The organism is Isoptericola sp. Y541 (assembly GCF_059445465.1).
Genome location: NZ_JCAIUJ010000001.1, coordinates 89,524 through 109,433, shown reverse-complemented (window position 1 = coordinate 109,433; position 19,910 = coordinate 89,524). Strand labels below are relative to the sequence as shown.

The following is a 19,910-nucleotide window of genomic DNA, read 5'->3' as shown; positions in this document are numbered from 1 at the left end:
GTGACCGATGCAGACGGTGTCGGGGCTGCCCCTTGAGAGGCTGCCCCGGTGAGAGGCTGATGGCGGTGCGCTGCTCCACCACCTCCTGAGACCCCGCGATCGGACGGAAGGCTGAGCATGAGGCTCGAGCTGCGAGGCATCACGAAGCGCTTCGGCGCGCTCGTGGCGAACGACCACATCGACCTGGTGGTGCAGCCCGGCGAGATCCATTGCCTGCTGGGCGAGAACGGCGCCGGCAAGTCCACGCTGATGAACGTGCTCTACGGCCTGTACCAGGCCGACGAGGGCGAGATCCTGCTGGACGGCGAGGTCCGGACCTTCGACGGGCCCGGCGACGCGATGGCGGCCGGTATCGGCATGGTGCACCAGCACTTCATGCTCGTGCCCGTGTTCTCGGTGGCCGAGAACGTCATGCTCGGCCACGAGTCCACGCGCGCCGCAGGCGTGCTCGACCTGGACAGCTCGCGCACCAAGGTCACCGAGATCGCCGACCGCTTCGGTTTCCACGTGGACCCGGACGCGCTGGTGGAGGACCTCCCCGTGGGCGTGCAGCAGCGGGTCGAGATCATCAAGGCGCTCGGGCGCGACGCGGACGTGCTGATCTTCGACGAGCCGACCGCGGTGCTCACCCCCCAGGAGACCGACGAGCTCATGGGGATCATGCGCCAGCTGCGGGACGAGGGTGCGGCGATCGTCTTCATCACGCACAAGCTGCGCGAGGTGCGGGCCGTCGCGGACCGCATCACCGTGGTGCGGCACGGCAAGGTGGTCGGCGAGGCCAGCCCCACCGCCACCGACGCGGAGCTGGCCTCCCTCATGGTGGGCCGCGCCGTCGAGCTCACCGTGCGCAAGGACGAGCCGCAGACCACGGCCAACGAGCTCGTCGTCACCGACCTGCGGGTCGCCGGCCCGGACGGGCAGGTGCTGGTGGACGACGTGAGCTTCACGGTGGGCGGCGGCGAGGTGCTCGTGGTCGCCGGGGTGCAGGGCAACGGACAGACCGAGCTGACCGAGGCGCTCGTGGGCCTGCAGGAGTCGGTGACCGGCAGCGTGCGGCTGGACGGCAAGGAGCTGGTGGGCCGCTCGGTGCGCCGGATCCTCGACGCCGGCGTGGGCTTCGTGCCCGAGGACCGCACGGTGGACGGGCTGGTCGGCGAGTTCACCATCGCCGAGAACCTCGTGCTCGACCGCACCGACGGGCCGCCGTTCGTGCGGCACGGCACCCTGCAGCTCGCGGCGCGCGACCAGTTCGCCGTGGAGAAGGTCGCCGAGTTCGACGTGCGCACCCAGGGCATCGAAACTCGCGTGGGCCGGCTGTCGGGCGGCAACCAGCAGAAGGTCGTCCTGGCGCGGGAGCTCTCGCGCGACCTCAGCCTGCTGGTCGCCGCGCAGCCGACCCGCGGCGTCGACGTCGGCTCGATCGAGTTCATCCACAAGCGGATCGTCGAGACCCGCGACACCGGCATCCCGGTGCTGGTGGTCTCGACCGAGCTCGACGAGGCCGTCGCCCTGGCCGACCGGATCATGGTCATGTACCGCGGGCGCGTCGTCGGCATCGTCCCGGCGACGACCCCGCGCGACGTGCTCGGCCTCATGATGGCCGGCATCGCGCCGGAGACCGGCCCCGAGGCAGGCCCCCAGACCGGCCCCCAGAACCAAGGAGACGCGGCGTGAGCGGCGAGACGCCCCGGCCCGACGGCACCGACCCGGACGGTACGCAGCCCGAGGTCCCGGAACCCGGGTCCTCGACGGGCTCGACGCGCTCGACGCGCTCGACGGGCTCGACGCGCTCGACGCGCTCGACGGGCTCGACGCGCTCGACGGGCGATCTCGTCGACCCCGACTCGCCGCTGGGCGAGGCGCTCGAGACGGTCGACCCGGAGGCCGAGCCCGGCCTGGCGGAGGCGCTCGAGCAGGAGGTCGCCCGCGAGCAGGCGCCCGCCCTGGACGAGTCCGGCGACCGGTGGCGCGACGCGCTGCGGCGCGCGACCTCCGGCGGCTGGGCCGTGGCGCTCGGCGCGATCGTGCTCGCGATCGTGGCGGGCTCGATCCTCATCGTCGTCACGGACGAGGAGGTGGTCGCCGCCGCGCCGTACTTCTTCGCCCGCCCGGGCGACACGCTCGCGTCGATCGGCCAGGCCGTGGGCGGCGCGTACTCCGCGCTCTTCCAGGGGGCGGTCTACAACTTCGGCGCCGACTCGTTCGCGCAGGGCATCCGCCCGCTGACGCAGACCCTCACGAACGCCACGCCGCTGATCGCGGCCGGCCTGGGCGTCGCGCTCGCGTTCCGCGCGGGCCTGTTCAACATCGGCGGCCAGGGGCAGATGCTCATGGCCGCCACCGCCGCCGGCTGGATCGGCTTCGGCGTGACCGGCCTGCCGTTCCCCCTGCACATGCTGCTCTGCCTGGTCGCGGGCATCGCCGCCGGCGCGCTGTGGGCGGGCATCGCGGGCCTGCTCAAGGCCCGCACCGGCGCGCACGAGGTGATCGTCACGATCATGCTCAACTACGTCGCGTTCTACCTGCTGTCGTACTTCCTCGCGACGCCCGGGCTGATGCAGGCGCCGGGGTCGGCTAACCCGAAGACGCCGCCGATGCAGGACAGTGCCGTGCTGCCGGGGCTGCTCGGCGAGCGCTACAACCTGCACTGGGGCTTCGTGCTGTCGCTGCTCGCCGTGGTGGGCGTCTGGTGGCTGCTCAACCGCTCGAGCGCCGGCTTCGCGTTCCGCGCCGTGGGGGAGAACCCCAAGGCCGCGCGGGTCGCGGGCATCGACGTGCCCCGCACCACGGTGCTCGTCATGCTCGTCGCCGGTGGTCTGGTGGGCCTCGCGGGCACACAGCAGGTGCTGGGCACCGTGACCACGGGCTTCAGCGCCGACATCGACGCCGGCATCGGCTTCGACGCGATCACGGTCGCGCTGCTGGGCGGCTCCTCGCCGTGGGGGGTGCTGGGCGCGGGCATCCTCTTCGGCGGCTTCAAGGCCGGCGGCTCCGCGATGCAGGCGGCGCAGGGCATCCCCATCGAGATCGTGCTCGTCGTGCAGTCGCTGATCGTGCTGTTCATCGCGGCGCCGCCGCTCGTGCGGGCCATCTTCCGCCTGCCGCAGCCGGACCGGGCGCCGAAGCGACGAGAGCGCCGCCGTCGCACCGCACAGGAGGGACAGGCATGACCGCCACGACCGTCGACGCCCCGGGGCCCGCCGCCTCGCGGGCCACGTCGCGCACCGTCAGCACGGTGACGTGGAAGGCCGTCATCGGCCTCGGGGTGGTGCTCGTCCTGTACGCGCTGCTCCTGTTGGTCGGGCCGCACGAGGGGTCGGCTCGTTTCCAGCTGTCCACCAGCACCGACTACGTCGTGCTGTCCACGATCGTGGTCCCGGCCATGGCCACCGCCTGGGTGTGCGGCGCCGTGGGGATGCTCGTGCTCGGGTTCGCCGCCGTGCGCACCCGGGCCGGGCGGCCGGTGCCGGTCTGGGCGATCGCCGTCTTCGTCGCCGCACTCCTCGTGGGCTTCCTCGCCTGGGCCGCCGCCGGCAGCCCGCGCGACCTGTCTGTCGTCGGCCTGCTGAGCGGCGCCGTCGGGCTGTCCGTGCCGATCGTCTACGGCGCGCTCGGCGGCGTCGTGGGCGAGCGTGCCGGCGTGGTGAACATCGCGATCGAGGGCCAGCTGCTCGCCGGCGCGTTCGTCGCCGCCATCGTCGGGTCGATCACGAACAGCCCCTGGGCCGGCCTGTTCGCCGCGGTGGTCGCGAGCGCCCTGGTGGCGCTGGTGCTCGGCCTGTTCACGATCACCTACAAGGTCAACCAGGTGATCGTCGGCGTGGTGCTCAACGTGCTGGTGATCGGCCTTACCAGCTTCTTCTACTCGGAGCTGCTGGTCCCCAACACCGAGGCGCTCAACGCCACCACGCGCTTCGAGCGCCTGCCAATCCCGCTGCTCGAGCGCATCCCGATCGTCGGCCCGGTGCTGTTCAACCAGACCATCGTCGTGTACCTGATGTTCGTCGCCGTCGCCGCGGTGTGGTTCGCGCTGTTCCGCACCCGCTGGGGCCTGCGGGTGCGCGCCGTGGGCGAGCACCCCAAGGCGGCGGACACGGTCGGCATCGACGTCGTGCGCACCCGGTACCGCGCGGTCCTCATCGGCGGCGCGATCGCCGGCATGGGCGGCGCCTTCTACACGGTGGTGTCGATCAACCAGTTCGGCCGGGAGATGACGGCGGGCGCCGGGTTCATCGCCCTCGCGGCCGTCATCTTCGGCAAGTGGGACCCGCTGCGCGCCGCGCTGGCGGGCCTGCTGTTCGGCTTCGCCACGAACCTGCAGAACGTGCTGTCGGTGGTGGGATCCCCGGTGCCGAGCCAGTTCATGCTCATGCTCCCGTACCTGGTGACGCTGCTGGCGGTGGCCGGGCTCGTCGGGCGGTCGCGTGCCCCCGCGGCGTCCGGGACCGCGTACACCAAGGAATAGGGGGCACAGCCATGCCCGACGAGCACATCGACTGGGACACGCTGCGGGCGGCGGCGCGCGACGTCGTCACCCGGGCGTACGCGCCGTACTCCGGGTTCCCGGTGGGCGCGGCGGCGCTCGTCGACGACGGGCGCGTGGTGGTGGGCTGCAACGTGGAGAACGCCGCCTACGGCGTGACGCTCTGCGCCGAGTGCTCGCTGATCTCCGCGCTGGTCACCGGCGGGGGAGGCCGCCTCGTCGCCTTCACCTGCGTGGACGGTACCGGCGAGGTCCTCATGCCCTGCGGGCGCTGCCGGCAGCTGCTGTGGGAGCACGGCGGGCCCGACCTCCTCGTCGAGTCCGTCCGGGGCGTGGTGCCCATGACCGAGGTGCTGCCCGACGCGTTCGGCGTGCAGGACCTCGAACGCCACAAGGGAAGGGGCACGGCATGAGCAACACCTCGTCAGGTCACGAGCCATTCGACGCCGTCGACGTCATCCGGGCCAAGCGGGACGGACTCCCGCTCGGCCCCGACCAGATCGACTGGGTGGTGGGCGCCTACACCCGTGGGGCCGTCGCCGAGGAGCAGATGTCGGCGCTCGCGATGGCGATCCTGCTGCGGGGAATGAGCCGGCCCGAGGTGGCCCGCTGGACGGGCGCGATGATCGCCTCCGGGGAACGGATGGACTTCTCCGGCCTGTCGCGCCCCACGGCGGACAAGCACTCCACCGGCGGGGTGGGCGACAAGATCACCCTGCCGCTCGCGCCCCTGGTGGCGTCGTTCGGGGTCGCCGTCCCGCAGCTCTCCGGGCGCGGGCTCGGCCACACCGGCGGCACCCTGGACAAGCTGGAGGCGATCCCGGGCTGGCGCGCCTCGCTGACCAACGCCGAGCTCATGGACCAGCTCGAGGACGTCGGCGCCGTGGTCTGCGCCGCGGGCGCCGGCCTCGCCCCCGCCGACAAGAAGCTCTACGCCCTGCGCGACGTCACCGGCACGGTCGAGTCGGTGCCGCTCATCGCCAGCTCCATCATGAGCAAGAAGATCGCGGAGGGCACGGGCGCGCTCGTGCTCGACGTGAAGGTCGGCTCGGGCGCGTTCATGAAGGACCTGGAGTCCGCGCGGGAGCTCGCGCGCACCATGGTGGACCTGGGCACGGACGCGGGGGTGCGCACGGTCGCGCTGCTCACCGGCATGCAGGTACCGCTGGGCCGGACGGCGGGCAACGCGCTCGAGGTCCGCGAGTCGGTGGAGGTGCTCGCCGGCGGCGGCCCCGCCGACGTCACCGACCTGACGGTGGCGCTCGCGGTCGAGATGCTCGCGGGCGCGGGACGCCCGGTGCCCGAGGCGGAGGTGCGCGCCGCGCTCGGCGACGGGCGCGCCATGGACGTGTGGCGGCGGATGATCGCGGCGCAGGGCGGCGACCCCGACGCGCCGCTGCCCGTCGCCCGGCACCGCGAGGACGTGGTCGCCGACCAGGGCGGCGTCCTCGCCCGCCTGGACGCGTACGGCGTGGGCATCGCGGCCTGGCGGCTCGGTGCGGGCCGCTCCCGGCGCGAGGACCCGGTCCAGGCGGGTGCGGGCGTCGAGATCCATGTGCGCCCCGGCGAGCGTGTCGAGCCCGGGCAGCCGGTGCTGACGCTCCACACGGACACCCCGGAACGCTTCGACCGGGCCCGCGCGGCGCTGGACGGCGCGTGGTCCGTGGCCGAGGACGGCGGCCCGGCCGCGGTGGCGCCGCTGGTGCTCGACCGGATCGGCTGAGGGCAGGCGGCGATGGGCCCGCGGGTGCGTCTGACCGACGTCCTCGCGACGGTCGGCGCCTTCGCGGGGCGGCCGCCCGAACCGCCGCCGGCTGGCCGGTTCGCACGCCCGACGGTGCCGGCCGACGTGACGGCAGCGCTCGGCGACCTGCGGCCGTCGGCCCGCGCCCGCGTGCTCGACCCGCTCGGTCGTGACGCGCAGCCGCCGCAGCCCGGGCGACCGCGCGTCCTGCTGCTCCCGGCGGTCGGGGGAGCGGCGCCGCCGGCCCGCCAGGTCGACGAGCGCACGTGCGGCTCGGCGGTGCTCGCGATGCTCAGCCTCGTGGGCGACCCCCGACGGGCTCTCGAGCTGGCGCGGTGGCCGACCGGGCCCGCCGCGGCGTTCTCCGGGATGCAGCGGCGCTGGCACGCGCGCACCACCCACGGGCCCGGTGGGCTGGTGTGGTGGCTCCCGTCCCTCGGCACCCCGCCGTGGGGCGCGGCGGCGCACGCGCGGTACGGGCGTGTGCGCTACACCCACCGGGTGGTAGGCGGCACGACCGCACGGCGCACCCTCGAGGCGGCGGTCGCCGCCGCGGCGGCGGGAGTGCCCGTCCCCCTCTTCACGGGCGGGGACCTCGCCCGCGGGGTGACGACGGCGGTGCCGCGGCACGTCGTCCTGCTCACCGCCGTCCGCGACGGGCTGGCCACGCTGTACGAGCCGTCGTCGGGCCGCCTGCACGCCGTGCCGGCGAGCGCCCTCACCGCGCCGGCGCCGTCGGCGGACGGCCGCGCCGCGCTGGTGGCGGCGCTGGGCGGCTGGCCGCACGTCGTCTGGGCGCTGCTGCCGCGGGACGCGCGCGGCTGAGGTGCGCGGCCCCTCTGGCGCTCCGATCCGGCCCGGGCCACGATGGAGCGGCAGGCACACGACGCCGTCGAGCGAGGAGGAACGCCATGAGCACCGTTCCGGAGGACGCCTGGCGCGACGCCGGGCTGGAGTCGCCCGAGGACACGACGAGCCTGGTCGAGGACGCCCTGGCTCAGGACGCGCCGTCGCCCGACGACGCCACGGACGCCGGCGGCCCGGAGGAGTACCGCCCGCGGCACGCGCGCGCCGACCTCGACGACCGGGCCGCCGAGGCCGACGTCGTGGAGCAGAGCCAGGAGGTGTCCGGCCTCGACGAGCCCGATGCCGTCCAGGACGCGTGATCGCCGGTAGGTTGAGCCCATGACGCAAGCCCTCGTCGACCTGATCCCTGCCCTGCCCAAGGTGCTGCTGCACGACCACCTCGACGGTGGTCTCCGGCCGCAGACCGTGCTCGAGCTCGCCGCGGAGGTGGGGCACGACCTGCCCGCCGGCGACGCCGCCGCGCTCGGCACCTGGTTCGTCGAGTCGGCCGACTCGGGTTCGCTGGTGCGGTACCTGGAGACCTTCGACCACACGATCGCGGTCATGCAGACCACCGACGCGCTGGCGCGCGTCGCGCGCGAGGCCGTACTCGACCTCGCCGCGGACGGCGTGGTGTACACCGAGCAGCGCTGGGCGCCCGAGCAGCACCTGGCGCGCGGGCTGACGCTCCCCGAGACGGTCGAGGCCGTGCAGGCGGGCATCGACGAGGGCATCCGCGAGGCCGCCGCCCGTGGGCAGATCATCCGGGTGGGCCAGCTCGTCACCGCCATGCGGCACACGGACCGGTGGCAGGAGATCGCGGAGCTCGCCGTCGCGTACCGCGACCGGGGCGTGGTGGGCTTCGACATCGCCGGGCCGGAGGACGGCTTCCTGCCGTCGCGGCACGCGGGGATCTGGCGCTTCCTGGCGGAGCAGGACTTCCCCACGACCATCCACGCGGGTGAGGCGGCGGGGCCGGCGTCGATCGCCGAGGCCGTGCACGTGGGGCAGGCGGACCGCATCGGGCACGGGGTGCGGATCGTGGAGGACATCACGTTCCACGACTCCTTCGACGACGGCGGCGAGCGGCGGGCCGAGCTCGGCCGCCTCGCGCACTGGGTCCGGGACCACCAGATCGCGCTGGAGGTGGCCCCGGTCTCGAACCTGCAGACCGGCGCCACGCCGTCGGCGACGTCGGTGGCCGACCACCCGATCACGCGGCTGAAGGAGCTCGACTTCGCGGTCACGCTCAACACGGACAACCGCCTGATGTCGCGCACCTCCATGTCGAACGAGATGACGCGCCTCGTCACGGAGGCCGCCTGGACGATCGACGACCTCGCGGACGTCACGATGACGGCCGCGTGGAGCACGTTCATGCACCACGACGAGCGCCGCGCCCTCGTCGACGAGATCATCCTGCCGGGGTACCAGCAGGCCGAGGGGGCGCAGCGATGAGCGACCTGCGCCTGCCCGACGGGGCGCGCCCCGTGCCCGCCGACGCGGCCGCCCTCGCGCGGTACGTCGACCACACGCTGCTCAAGCCCGAGGCGACGACGTCCGACGTCACCGCGCTCGTCGAGGAGGGCGCGCGGCTCGGGGTCTTCTCGGTATGCGTGTCGCCCACGTTCGTCGCGCACGCCCGGTCGGTGGCGGCCGGACGCCTCGCCGTCGCGACGGTGTGCGGCTTCCCGTCCGGCAAGCACGTCAGCGAGGTCAAGGCGGCCGAGGCCGCGCGGTCCGTCGCCGACGGCGCCGACGAGGTGGACATGGTCATCGATGTCGGGGCCGCCAAGGAAGGCGCGTTCGACGCCGTCGAGGCGGACATCGCGGCCGTGCGGTCCGCCGTGCCCGCGGATCGCGTCCTCAAGGTCATCATCGAGGCGGCAGCCCTGACGGACGCCGAGATCGTCGCGGTGAGCCGCGCGGCGCGGTCCGCCGGCGCGGACTTCGTCAAGACGTCGACCGGGTTCCACCCCGCAGGCGGCGCGTCGGTGCATGCCGTGGCGCTGATGGCCGAGACGGTCGGCGACGCCCTGGGCGTCAAGGCATCGGGCGCCGTCCGCACCCTGGACGACGCGCTCGCGATGGTCGCGGCGGGCGCCACGCGGCTCGGGCTGTCGGGGACGGCGGCCGTGCTGGCGGGCTTCGACGCCCCGGCGAGCGATGGCGCCGCGGCGCCCGCGACCGACGCCTACTGAGCCGCGGAGCTGTGTCCTCGATGAGCGGGCCCGTCGATCCCGTGGTTCGTGCACGAGACGTCTCGCGCAGGTACGGGACCGTCGAGGTGCTCGCGCCGACGTCGCTGATCGTCGCCCCGGGCGGGGCGCTGGCGGTGACGGGGTCCAACGGCAGCGGCAAGTCCACGCTGCTGCGCCTGGTCGCCGGCCTCGACGCCCCGACGTCGGGCACGGTGCACGCGCTGGGCCTGCCCGCTGAGGAGGCCCGCCTGCGCCGCCGCGAGGATGTTGCGCTGCTGCTCGGGGGCCTGTCCTCCTACCGCGACCTGACGGTCGCCGAGCACCTGCGGCTCGTGTCCGTCGCGTGGGCGGGTCGGCATCCGGGCCCGGGCGTGGACGACGCCCTCGCGGAGGCGGAGCTCGACCGCGTCCGCGACCAGTTCCCGGGGGAGCTGTCGTCGGGTGAGAGCCAGCTGTTCTCCCTCGCCACGACGCTGTACCGGCCGGCACGGCTGGTGATCCTCGACGAGCCGGAGCAGCGGCTCGACGCCCGTTGGCGCGCGGTCGCGCGGCGGCTCGTCGGCCGCGCGCTGGACCAGGGGCGTGCCGTGGTGGCGGCCACCCACGACCCTGGCCTGCGGGCCGAGCTCGGGGGGCGCGGTCAGGTCCTCGAGCTCGCGGAGCCGGGGCCCCGGTGAGCGCTTCCGCCGAGGGGGCCGGCCTGGTGATGCCGTACCCGCGGTGGCGGCGGTGGGTCAGGTCCCTGCGCCGACGCTCGGCGCTGGCGCACGCCGCGGCGTCAGGCACGGACGCGAACGACCGCGTCTACCTGGGCTACGGCGCGGTCCTACTCGTGCTCGTCTACGGCCCCGTGCTGTGGGCCGCGCTGGCGCAGGCGGCGGCCCCGCTGGGTGCGGCGGCCGCCGGGCTCGGCGCGTTCGAAGGGCTCGTGGTCGTCGGCCTGGGCGCCGTCGGCCTCGCCTCCGTGTTGGCCGTCGCCGCGGCGCGGGCCGGCGGGCCCTTGTGGGTGAGCCCGCCGGAGGCGACGTTCGCGCTGTCCGGGCAGTTCTCGCCCAGGGCCGTGCTGTGGCGGCGCGCGGCGCTGCTCGCCGTGGGGGCGGGGGTGCTCGGCGCTGCCGTGGGCTCCGCGGTCGCCGCCGGTGCGCTGGGGATCGCGGGCGGTGCCGGCGGGGACGCGTCGGGCGGGACGGCGGCCGACGTGGCCGCGTGGGCACTGGCGGCCGCGCTCGCCCTCCAGGCGCCGCTGGCGGTCGGGGTCGCCGCGCAGTGCCCAGGTCGGCGCCGCGGGGCCGACGGGGTCGCAATGACCCTCGCCGCACTGGGGGCGCTGGCCGTCGGAGCGTGGCTCGCGGCCCCAGATGTCCTGAGCACGGTCGCGATGGCCTGCCTCGGCCCGGGCGGCGCGCCGGAGCGCTGCCCGGTCGCGACCGGGCCCGGCGCGGGCGTCCTCGTCGTCGCAGGGCTGCTCGGGCTCGCGAGCCTGTGGCTGGTGCTGCGCGTGCTGCCGGCCGAGGTCGACCCGGACGTGACGTCGGCCGCCCAGCGGCGAACGGTCGCCGCCGGGCAGGCGCTCGCGGGGGGCGAGGCGTCCGCGGCCCGAGGCGTCCTGGGCGTGCCCCGGTTCCGCGGCCGGGGTCGGACGTACGCGGGTGCTCTGCTACGCCGCGCACCGCTCGTCGCCCGCGACCTGCTGGGCCTCTCGCGGCGGCCGCTGCCGGTCGCCGTGTCCCTGACAGCGGGACTGGGTGCGGCGCTGCTCGTGCTGATCGGCATGCCGACGGGGGCGGGCGGGCGGTCCGGATCGACGCTCGCCGTCGTCGTGGGTGCCGTGGTGCTGTACGCCGCATCGGCGGTCTGGGCCGGGGGCCTGGCCGACATGGCGGCCCAGCCGGTGCCCGGTGGGCTGCTGCCGGGCCGCGTCGCGCGCCTGGTGGCGGGGCACGCCGTCGTCCCGGCGACGGCCGCGCACGCGGTCGGGGCCGCGGCGGTCGGTCTCGGTGCCCTGCTGCCGGGGGAGTTCGCGCCGATGTCGGCCGTCGGGCTCGCCGCCGTGCTGGTGACCGTGATGGCGGCGCGGGGCTGGGTGGCCGGCGCGACGACCGCGCCGGTCGAGCTGTTCACCCCGATGTCCACGCCGGCGGGCGATGCCCAGACGCTCGTCGTGGGCGCCTGGTACCTACGTGGCTGGATCGTGGTGACGGGTGCCGCGTGGGTCGTGCACCGCTCCGCCGCCGCGGGGACGGACGCCGCCGTGGCGGCCGCGGTGCTGGTCGCGCTGTGCGCTGGCGCGCTCGCGGCCGCCGGCGTGCGCCGGCTCGGGCGAGCCTAGGACCCGATCGCGGACCCGCTGATCGCGGGGGCGTCCGGGCCGAGGCCGGCGAGCACCGCCAGGACGTGCTCGGCGGGGTGCTCGGCGATCCGGTTGATGGCCCAGAGCCACCACTCGGCGCCGTAGACGACGTACTCGCGGGTGCGGTAGCCGTCGGCGTGGAGCCAGTCGAGCAGCGCGGTGCCGAGCCCAGCAGCATCTCGAACTCGACGTCCGGTGCCTTGAGCCGGTCGCCGTGTGTGCCGACGAGCTGTCCGATGAGCTCTGCGTCGTGAGTGGCGAACGTGACGGGGTGCCCCGCCCCGACGATCTCGGTGGACAGGGCGAGGTAGGAGTCGGTCAAGCTCGGCGCGCTGCGGCGTAGCCTCGCCTGCAGCGTGATGCCGACCGCGTTCGCGTTCTTCATGCCCCGGCACGCGGGCTGGTCCCGGAGGTCGCGGGCACCGCGCGTCGCGAGCGGGCGGACGACGCCCTGGAGTGAGGGCGCGACCGGCGGGTGACCGACGTCACAGGGGGAGCGGGTGCGCGCGGAAGTTAGGCTCGCCTGACCATGACAGACACGAACCCGGAGACTCCCGCCGGCCCGCCGGCCCGCAAACGCATCCCCCGCCACGCGACCGTCTCGGCCGTGCGCCACGTCACCCCGCACCTGGTGCGGGTCACGGTCGCCGGCCCCGAGCTCGCGACGCTCGACCCCACCGCGCACACCGACAGCTACGTGAAGCTTGTGCTGGGCGAGCTGGCCGACGGCCGCCCGCTGCTGCGCACGTACACGGTGCGGGCGGTGCGCGACACCGACGGGGGCGCGGAGTGGGACCTCGACCTGGTGGTGCACGGCGACGAGGGCGTCGGCGGCCCCTGGGCCACGCGGGTGCAGCCGGGCGAGCCCGTGGCCTTCATGGGGCCGGGCGGCGGGTACGCACCCGACCTCGGCGCGCCGTGGCACCTGCTCGTGGGCGACGACTCCGCCCTGCCGGCGATCGCGACCGCCGTCGAGGCGCTCCCGGCGGGCGCCGTCGCGCACGTGGTGGTCGAGGTGCCCGGGCCCGAGGACGAGCAGCGCATCGAGTCCGCCGCGGACCTGACGGCCACCTGGGTGCACCGGGGGAGCGGCGACCTCGCCGACGCCGTCCGGACGGCGCACGCCGCCGGCCGGTTCCCTGCGGGCGTCCCGCACGTCTTTCTGCACGGCGAAGCGGGCTGCGTGCGCGACCTGCGCCAGTGGGTCCGCACCGAGCTCGGCGTGCCGCGCGAGCTCCTCTCGGCGTCGGGCTACTGGCGCCGCGGCAGCGACGACGAGGACTGGCGCGGGCGCAAGCGCGACTGGGCCGCCGCCGTCGAGCAGGACGACGCCGCCCTCGTGGGCTGACCCGTCAGAGCCCCAGCGCCGTCCTCAGGTCGGCCTTGATCCGCTCGAGCTTGGCGTGCGCCGCCACGCGCAGGCTCCCGACGTCGAGGGCGGACGCGTCCGGCTCCACCGGTTCCACGACCTCGAGGTAGCACTTCACCTTCGGCTCGGTGCCGCTGGGGCGCACGACGACGCGCGTGTCGTCGGCGCCGAGCAGCACGATGCCGTCGGTGGGCGGCAGCCCGTCGATGCCGTCGGAAAGGTCGAGCACCTGGGCCACGCCCGCTCCGCCGAGCGTGCGCGGGGGAGCGTTGCGCAGCCGCCTCATCGTCTCGGGGATCAGGTCGAGGTCGTCGTAGCGCAGCGAGAGCTGGTCGGTGACGAACAGCCCGTTCTCGCGGGCCACGTCGTCGAGGGCGTCGATCAGCGTGCGGCCCTCGGCCTTGAGCCGGGCCGCGAGCAGCGCGACGAGCACGGCAGTGCTGAGCCCGTCCTTGTCGCGCACGTGCGCCGGGTCCACGCAGTACCCGAGGGCCTCCTCGTAGCCGAAGACCAGGCCCGGGGTGCGGGCGATCCACTTGAACCCCGTGAGCGTGGTGGCGTGCCCGACGCCGTGCCGGACGGCGATCGACGACAGCACGCGCGAGGACACCACGGAGCACGCCACCACGGTCCCGGCGGCGCCGTCGGGGGCCACGAGGTCGCCCCGCGCGACCCGCAGCACCGCCTCGCGGCCGAGGAGCGCGCCCACCTCGTCGCCGTGCAGCATGCGCCAGCCATGCGAGCGCGCGGTCTCGGCGCCCTGGTGCGTGCCAACGGTCGGGTCGTAGACGGCGACCGCGCACCGGTCCGCGTCGGGGTCGTTGGCGATCACCAGGTCCGCGTGCGCCTCCGCGAGCGCCACGGCCATGTCGATCGCGCCCGGCTCCTCCGGGTTGGGGAAGCGGACCGTGGGGAACCGCGGGTCGGGGTCCAGCTGCTCCTCGACCGGCGTCACGTGCGTGAAGCCGGCGTCGGCGAGCACCTGGGCGAGCACCCGGCCGCCGACGCCGTGCAGCGACGTCGTGACGATGCGGAGCCCGGCCCGCTCCTGCGGCCCAGTCCCCGTCCCGGCACGCTCGGCGAGCGCGCGCACGGACGCCAGGTACGCGTCCACGACCTCGCGGCCCAGCACCGTCCACCCCGACTCCACCCGGGGGACGCCCGACGGCGGCCCGACGGCGGCGATGCGCTCGGCGATGCGCGCGTCGTGCGGGGGCACGATCTGCGCGCCCTGCCCGGCGTCGGTCACGACGCGGCCGCCCAGGTACACCTTGTACCCGTTGTCCTGGGCGGGGTTGTGGCTCGCGGTGACCATGACGCCTGCGTCGGCGTCCAGGTGGCGCACCGCGAACGCGAGCACGGGGGTGGGCAGCGCGGCCGGCAGCAGCAGCACCTCGGCGCCCGCGGCGGTGAGCACCGCCGCCGTGTCCGTGGCGAACGTCGACGACCGGTCGCGGGCGTCGTACCCGACCACGACGCGCGGCCTCGCGCCGGGGCGGAGCGCCGACGCGAGGTACGCGCCGAGGCCCGCGGCCGCCGTGGTGACCACCGCGCGGTTCATGCGGTTCGGGCCGGGCGCCATCGCGCCGCGCAGCCCGGCCGTGCCGAACTGCAGCGTGCCGGCGAACCGGTCGTGCAGCAGGGCCACGGCCCGCCGCCGGGTGCTCTCGCGGGGTGACGACGTCTGCTCGGCGAGCTGGGCGAGCTCGGCCTTGTCGTCGTCGTCGACGTCGTAGCGGATCCAGGCCTCCACCTGGTCCAGCAGCACGGGCAGGTCGAGCGCGCCGGCGGCCGGCTCGAAGGCGGGGTCGTCGGTGTCAAGGCTCATGGTGAAACCCCTTGGATGATCGGCGGCGGTGTCACAGGGACGTGGCAGTCACAGGGACATGGCGATGCGGGCGAGCAGGTCGCTGATGCGCGGGCCGGCTGTCTGGCCGGCCTCGAGCACCTCCTCGTGCGACAGCGGTTGCGGGCTGATGCCGGCGGCGAGGTTCGTCACCAGGGAGATGCCGAGCACCTCCATGCCCGCGTGCCGGGCGGCGATGGCCTCGAGCGTCGTCGACATGCCCACGAGGTCAGCGCCCATGATCCCTGCCATCTTGACCTCGGCCGGGGTCTCGTAGTGCGGGCCGCGGAACTGCGCGTAGACGCCCTCGGGCAGCTCGGGGTCGACGGTCCGGGCGATCGCGCGCAGCCGCGGCGAGTAGAGGTCGGTGAGGTCGACGAACGTCGCGCCCTCGAGCGGGGAGGCGGCCGTGAGATTGATGTGGTCGCGGATCAGCACCGGCTGGCCGGGGCGCCACGCGATGTGCAGGCCGCCGCAGCCGTTGGTGAGGACGACGGTCTCGCACCCGGCCGCGGCCGCGGTGCGCACACCGTGGGCCACCCGCCGCACGCCCTTGCCCTCGTACAGGTGGGTGCGGCCGCCGATCACCAGGGCGTTTCGCACCGAGCCGTCCGGGCGCTCCACGCGGATCGAGCGGGTGGTCGCGGCGTGCCCGGCCACGGACGGCTTGGCGAAGCCCGGGATCTCGTGGGTGGGGAGCTCGGCCACCACGTCGCCGATCAGCTCCGCGGCGCCGCCCCAGCCGGAGCCCAGCACGAGCGCGACGTCGTGCCCGGGCACCCCCGTCGCCTCGGCGATGTGGTCGGCCGCCGCGCGGGCGACGTCGAACGGGTCGGTGGTCGGGTCGTCGAGGTCCCCGACGCTGCGGCTCGTGGTGCTCATGATCCCGAGGGTAGTCCGGGCGGCGGGGTGGCGCCGCGTCGACGCCGCGGCCCTGGGGGCCTGACACAATGGCCCCGTGCCCTCCGTGAACACCTCTTCCCCGGACACCTCCGACACCCCGGCTTCCTCGATCGCCCCCACCCCCGGCGTCCCCGAGGCCGACCCCCGCACCCCGCACGTCGTCGTGGTCGGTGGCGGCCCCGGCGGCTACGAGGCCGCCCTGGTGGCGCGCCGGCTCGGCGCCCGAGTCACCGTGGTCGAGCGCCAGGGCGTCGGCGGCGCCGCGGTGCTCACGGACGTCGTGCCCTCCAAGACCCTCATCGCTACCGCCGAGTGGTTCGTCACCGCCGAGCAGGGCCCAGAGCTCGGCATCCGCGGGGACGCCCCGGCGGGTGACCGTCGTGACCTCGTGGACCTCAAGGCGGTCAACGCCCGGGTGCTCGCCCTCGCCGACGCGCAGTCGCGGGACATCCACGCGCGGCTCGAGCGGGAGGGCGTGGACGTCGTCGCCGGCACCGGACGGCTCGACGGGCCGTCGCGCGTCGTGGTGGAGGAGCCGTCGGGGACCTCGCGGGCGCTCGAGGCCGACACGGTGCTGCTCGCCATGGGCGCGACCCCGCGCACGCTGCCCACCGCCGTCCCGGACGGCGAGCGGATCCTCACGTGGACGCAGCTCTACCGGCTCAACGAGCTGCCCGAGCGGCTGATCGTGGTGGGCTCCGGGGTCACCGGCGCCGAGTTCGCCGGCGCGTACCAGGCGCTGGGTTCGCAGGTGGTGCTGGTCTCCTCGCGCGACCGGGTGCTGCCGGGCGAGGACGTGGACGCGGCCGAGCTGCTCGAGGGCGTCTTCCGCTCCCGCGGCATGATCGTCATGTCCCGCTCCCGCGCCGCCTCCGCCGAGCGCACCGCCGACGGCGTCGCCGTCACGCTCACGGACGGCCGCGTGGTCGAGGGGTCGCACGTCCTCATCGCGGTCGGCGCCGTGCCGTCGACCGAGGGCCTCGGCCTCGAGGAGGCGGGCGTGCGCCTCGCCGCGAGCGGCCACGTCGAGGTGGACCGCGTCTCGCGCACGTCCGTGCCCGGCGTCTACGCCGCGGGCGACTGCACCGGGGTGCTGCCGCTGGCGTCCGTGGCCGCCACGCAGGGCCGCACCGCGATGGCGCACGCCCTGGGCGACGCTGTCGTGCCGCTCAAGCTGGGCCGTGTCGCCGCCAACATCTTCACCGCCCCGGAGATCGCGACCGTCGGGTTCAGCGAGGAGCGGCTGCGCGAGCGCGGGCACCGGTACGTCACGACGACACTGCCCTTGGCCCGCAACCCGCGGGCGAAGATGCTCGGCATGCGCGACGGGTTCGTCAAGCTCTTCGCCCACCCCGACGCGGGCGTCGTGCTGGGCGGGGTGGTCGTGGCGCCGCGGGCGAGCGAGCTGATCTTCCCGATCACGCTGGGCGTGGCGCACCGCCTCACGGTGGACGACGTGGCGGACTCGTTCACCGTCTACCCGTCGCTGTCGGGGTCGATCGCCGAGGCCGCGCGCGTCCTGCACGGGCAGTCCGGGCAGCGCGACAGCGACTGACGTCTGCTCGACGACTGAGGTCTGTTCGAGAGCCGGCTCAGCGGCCGGCGTCGAGCCGCGCGCGCAGCGCCGGCCAGGCGGCGCCGAACGCCGGCAGCAGCGGGAGGCGCGCCACGTCCTCGACGGGGACCCACCGGACCTCGAGGCTCTCCGGGTCGGCCGCGGTCGGCTCGACCACCGCCCCCGGCACGACGTCGGCGAGGACGGTGGTGTAGGCCCACGGGCCGTGGTCGAGCAGGTGCGTGCCCAGAAGGTGCACGGTCCGGGGCTCGACCGCGGCCTCCTCGAGGCTCTCGCGCAGCGCCCCCTCGACCGGCGTCTCGTCGGGTGCCAGGGCCCCGCCGGGGACGCCCCACGTGCCGCCCTGGTCCGACCAGGGAGCGCGGTGCTGGAGGACGACGTCGGTCACGGGCGCGAGCGCGCCGTCCGTCGTGGCGCCGAGCTTGGTTGCGGGCGTCGCGCGCCGGGCGAGCAGCAGGCCCGCCGCGCCGTACCGGCCCCAGTGCCGGTGGTCGCCGCAGGCCACCCAGCCGTCCCCGGCGTGGCGATGGAGCGTCTCGCGCGGGGGAAATGGGCTGGGCACGCCGTCAGGCTACAGGCGACGATGATCGGGTGAGCGACCCGCCGGCACCCGAGCCCGCGGAGGTAGCACCCGAAGAGCGCGAGGTAGTTCAAAGATCGCCGAGGTAGTTCGAAAATTGCCGAGGTAGTTCGCAGACCGGCCGGTCGCGAACTATCTCGCCCAGAATCGAACTACCTCGGCGATCTTTGAACTACCTCGGCGAAGGTGGGACTACCTCGGCGGTCAGTCGACGATGTCGCAGATGGTGGCGCCGGCGGTCACCGTCTCGCCGGCAGCGGCGGCCAGGGACCGCACGGTCCCGGCGCGGTGGGCGAGGAGCGGCTGCTCCATCTTCATGGCCTCGAGCACGACGACGAGGTCGCCCTCGGCCACCTGCGCGCCGTCCTCGACGGCGACCTTGACGATGGTGCCCTGCATGGGGGAGGCGAGCGTGTTGCCGCCGGCCCCGGAGGACGCGCGGGACGCGCCGCGGTGCACGGGGCGGCGGGCCGCGTTGGCGCGGCGCGCCCGGCCCGCCGCCACGCCGAGCCCGGCGGGCAGCACCACCTCGAGGCGGCGCCCGCCCACCTCGACGACGACTCGCTCGGCCAGCTCCTCGGTCGACTCCTCGGCATCGGGCACGGGCGCAGGCGCCGCGGGGGCGAGGGCGCTCAGGGCGCCGGCGAAGTCGGTCTCGATCCAGCGGGTGTGCACCCGGAAGGGCGCGCCGTCGCCGGGGACGAAGTCCTCGGCGTCGAGCAGCGCCCGGTGGAACGGCACGACGGTCGGGATGCCGGCCACCTCGAGCTCGCGGAGCGCGCGACGCGCCCGCTGCGCGGCCTGCTCGCGGGTGGCACCGGTCACGATCAGCTTGGCGATCATCGAGTCGAACGCGCCCGAGACCGTGTCGCCCTCGACGACGCCCGTGTCGACGCGGACGCCGGGCCCGCTGGGCCAGCGCAGCGTCGTGATCGTGCCGGGGGACGGCAGGAAGCCGGCGGCCGGGTCCTCGCCGTTGATGCGGAACTCGAACGAGTGGCCGCGCACCGTCGTGGTGTCGTAGCCGAGCGGCTCCCCGGCGGCGATGCGCAGCTGCTCGCGGACCAGGTCGATGCCGGTGACCTCCTCGGTCACGGGGTGCTCCACCTGCAGGCGGGTGTTCACCTCGAGGAACGACAGGGTGCCGTCGGTCCCGACGAGGAACTCGCAGGTGCCGGCGCCGACGTAGCCGGCCTCCGTGAGGATGGCCCGCGACGCGCGGTCGAGCTCCGCCTCCTGCGCGGGGGTGAGGAACGGCGCGGGCGCCTCCTCGACCAGCTTCTGGTGCCGGCGCTGCAGGGAGCAGTCGCGCGTGGACACGACCACGACGTTCCCGTGCGTGTCCGCGAGACACTGCGTCTCCACGTGCCGGGGCCGGTCGAGGTACCGCTCCACGAAGCACTCGCCGCGGCCGAAGGCCGCGGTGGCCTCGCGCACCGCCGACTCGAACAGCTCGTCGATCTCGTCCGCGCTGCGGGCGACCTTGAGCCCGCGGCCGCCGCCGCCGAACGCGGCCTTGATTGCGATCGGCAGCCCGTGCTCCGCGGCGAAGGCGCGCACCTCGTCCGCGCCCTTGACGGGGTCGGGGGTGCCGGGCACCAGCGGTGCGCCGGCGGCGGCCGCGATGTGCCGCGCGCTCACCTTGTCGCCCAGGGACTCGATCGCGGCGGGGGGCGGGCCGATCCACACCAGGCCGGCGTCGAGCACGGCCTGCGCGAACTGCGCGTTCTCCGACAGGAAGCCGTAGCCGGGGTGCACCGCGTCGGCGCCCGCGCGGCGCGCGACGTCGAGCAGCTTGTCCATGTCGAGGTACGTGTCGGCGGCGCGCTGGCCCTGCAGCGCGAACGCCTCGTCGGCGAGCCGCACGTGCAGCGCGTCCCGATCGGAGTCGGCGTAGACGGCGACGGACGTGATGCCGGCGTCCGTACAAGCGCGGGCGATGCGGACGGCGATCTCGCCACGGTTCGCGACGAGGACCTTGCTGATGGTGGGCACGGCTCACGGTAACGCGC

General features: G+C 75.2%; 17 protein-coding genes. 13 read left to right on the top strand and 4 right to left on the bottom strand.

Going from position 1 to position 19,910, the window contains the following annotated elements:
* Positions 1-117 precede the first annotated feature (117 nt).
* The 12 genes from AC1C2V_RS00590 (at position 118) to AC1C2V_RS00535 (ending at position 12,972) form a co-directional block, all read left to right on the top strand.
* On the top strand, positions 118-1,674 hold the full coding sequence (locus tag AC1C2V_RS00590) for an ABC transporter ATP-binding protein (protein ID WP_495387633.1): 1,557 nt from the start codon (positions 118-120) through the stop codon (positions 1,672-1,674).
* A gap of 221 nt (positions 1,675-1,895) precedes the next feature.
* Positions 1,896-3,170, top strand: coding sequence for an ABC transporter permease (locus AC1C2V_RS00585; protein ID WP_495388417.1), 1,275 nt, complete (start codon positions 1,896-1,898; stop codon positions 3,168-3,170).
* Positions 3,167-4,465, top strand: coding sequence for an ABC transporter permease (locus AC1C2V_RS00580; protein ID WP_495387632.1), 1,299 nt, complete (start codon positions 3,167-3,169; stop codon positions 4,463-4,465). The genes AC1C2V_RS00585 and AC1C2V_RS00580 overlap by 4 nt, the downstream gene beginning before the upstream one ends.
* A gap of 11 nt (positions 4,466-4,476) precedes the next feature.
* Positions 4,477-4,896, top strand: coding sequence for a cytidine deaminase (locus AC1C2V_RS00575; protein ID WP_495387631.1), 420 nt, complete (start codon positions 4,477-4,479; stop codon positions 4,894-4,896).
* Entirely contained in the window at positions 4,893-6,206 is a 1,314-nt protein-coding gene (locus tag AC1C2V_RS00570; RefSeq protein ID WP_495387630.1) for a thymidine phosphorylase, read from the top strand. The genes AC1C2V_RS00575 and AC1C2V_RS00570 overlap by 4 nt, the downstream gene beginning before the upstream one ends.
* 24 nt (positions 6,207-6,230) lie before the next feature.
* On the top strand, positions 6,231-7,052 hold the full coding sequence (locus AC1C2V_RS00565; RefSeq protein WP_495387629.1) for a serine/threonine-protein kinase: 822 nt from the start codon (positions 6,231-6,233) through the stop codon (positions 7,050-7,052).
* 86 nt (positions 7,053-7,138) lie between these two features.
* Positions 7,139-7,393: a hypothetical protein gene (locus tag AC1C2V_RS00560; RefSeq protein WP_495387628.1), complete on the top strand. Its 255-nt coding sequence runs from the start codon at positions 7,139-7,141 to the stop codon at positions 7,391-7,393.
* 19 nt (positions 7,394-7,412) lie between these two features.
* Positions 7,413-8,531 carry an adenosine deaminase gene (locus AC1C2V_RS00555; RefSeq protein ID WP_495387627.1) on the top strand — a complete coding sequence of 373 codons (1,119 nt, stop codon included), beginning with the start codon at positions 7,413-7,415 and terminating at the stop codon, positions 8,529-8,531.
* Complete coding sequence (gene deoC / locus AC1C2V_RS00550; protein ID WP_495387626.1) at positions 8,528-9,274, top strand: deoxyribose-phosphate aldolase; 747 nt, start codon at positions 8,528-8,530, stop codon at positions 9,272-9,274. Before AC1C2V_RS00555 ends, deoC begins: the two co-directional genes overlap by 4 nt.
* A 41-nt stretch (positions 9,275-9,315) precedes the next feature.
* The gene (locus tag AC1C2V_RS00545; protein WP_495387625.1) at positions 9,316-9,951 is read left to right on the top strand and encodes an ABC transporter ATP-binding protein; all 636 of its coding nucleotides are present in this window, start codon (positions 9,316-9,318) and stop codon (positions 9,949-9,951) included.
* Positions 9,948-11,603, top strand: coding sequence for a hypothetical protein (locus AC1C2V_RS00540; protein ID WP_495387624.1), 1,656 nt, complete (start codon positions 9,948-9,950; stop codon positions 11,601-11,603). Before AC1C2V_RS00545 ends, AC1C2V_RS00540 begins: the two co-directional genes overlap by 4 nt.
* A 550-nt stretch (positions 11,604-12,153) precedes the next feature.
* Complete coding sequence (locus tag AC1C2V_RS00535) at positions 12,154-12,972, top strand: siderophore-interacting protein (RefSeq protein WP_495387623.1); 819 nt, start codon at positions 12,154-12,156, stop codon at positions 12,970-12,972.
* A 4-nt stretch (positions 12,973-12,976) separates the two neighbouring features.
* Here the strand turns inward: AC1C2V_RS00535 and AC1C2V_RS00530 are convergent, their stop codons facing one another.
* Positions 12,977-14,821, bottom strand: a complete 1,845-nt coding sequence (locus AC1C2V_RS00530; protein WP_495387622.1) for a phospho-sugar mutase — start codon at positions 14,819-14,821, stop codon at positions 12,977-12,979.
* Positions 14,822-14,869: 48 nt separating this feature from the next.
* Positions 14,870-15,721 (bottom strand): purine-nucleoside phosphorylase, encoded by an 852-nt coding sequence (locus tag AC1C2V_RS00525; protein ID WP_495387621.1) that lies wholly within the window; start codon positions 15,719-15,721, stop codon positions 14,870-14,872.
* 76 nt (positions 15,722-15,797) lie between these two features.
* On the opposite strand from AC1C2V_RS00525, the gene AC1C2V_RS00520 reads away from it, so the two are divergent.
* Positions 15,798-17,297 (top strand): NAD(P)H-quinone dehydrogenase, encoded by a 1,500-nt coding sequence (locus tag AC1C2V_RS00520; protein ID WP_495387620.1) that lies wholly within the window; start codon positions 15,798-15,800, stop codon positions 17,295-17,297.
* A gap of 37 nt (positions 17,298-17,334) precedes the next feature.
* Here AC1C2V_RS00520 and AC1C2V_RS00515 read toward each other — a convergent pair whose 3' ends face one another.
* Positions 17,335-17,880 carry an NUDIX domain-containing protein gene (locus AC1C2V_RS00515; RefSeq protein ID WP_495387619.1) on the bottom strand — a complete coding sequence of 182 codons (546 nt, stop codon included), beginning with the start codon at positions 17,878-17,880 and terminating at the stop codon, positions 17,335-17,337.
* 222 nt (positions 17,881-18,102) lie between these two features.
* Positions 18,103-19,893, bottom strand: a complete 1,791-nt coding sequence (locus tag AC1C2V_RS00510) for an acetyl/propionyl/methylcrotonyl-CoA carboxylase subunit alpha (RefSeq protein ID WP_495387618.1) — start codon at positions 19,891-19,893, stop codon at positions 18,103-18,105.
* Between the last annotated feature and the right edge of the window lie 17 nt (positions 19,894-19,910).

Excerpts from the sequence above, each read along its gene's own strand:
- AC1C2V_RS00530 (WP_495387622.1), bottom strand. The coding sequence starts at position 14,821 with ATGAGCCTTGACACCGACGACCCCGCCTTCGAGCCGGCCGCCGGCGCG.
- AC1C2V_RS00590 (WP_495387633.1), top strand. The coding sequence starts at position 118 with ATGAGGCTCGAGCTGCGAGGCATCACGAAGCGCTTCGGCGCGCTCGTG.
- AC1C2V_RS00570 (WP_495387630.1), top strand. The coding sequence starts at position 4,893 with ATGAGCAACACCTCGTCAGGTCACGAGCCATTCGACGCCGTCGACGTC.
- AC1C2V_RS00535 (WP_495387623.1), top strand. The coding sequence starts at position 12,154 with ATGACAGACACGAACCCGGAGACTCCCGCCGGCCCGCCGGCCCGCAAA.
- AC1C2V_RS00560 (WP_495387628.1), top strand. The coding sequence starts at position 7,139 with ATGAGCACCGTTCCGGAGGACGCCTGGCGCGACGCCGGGCTGGAGTCG.
- AC1C2V_RS00525 (WP_495387621.1), bottom strand. The coding sequence starts at position 15,721 with ATGAGCACCACGAGCCGCAGCGTCGGGGACCTCGACGACCCGACCACC.
- AC1C2V_RS00580 (WP_495387632.1), top strand. The coding sequence starts at position 3,167 with ATGACCGCCACGACCGTCGACGCCCCGGGGCCCGCCGCCTCGCGGGCC.
- AC1C2V_RS00555 (WP_495387627.1), top strand. The coding sequence starts at position 7,413 with ATGACGCAAGCCCTCGTCGACCTGATCCCTGCCCTGCCCAAGGTGCTG.
- deoC (WP_495387626.1), top strand. The coding sequence starts at position 8,528 with ATGAGCGACCTGCGCCTGCCCGACGGGGCGCGCCCCGTGCCCGCCGAC.
- AC1C2V_RS00575 (WP_495387631.1), top strand. The coding sequence starts at position 4,477 with ATGCCCGACGAGCACATCGACTGGGACACGCTGCGGGCGGCGGCGCGC.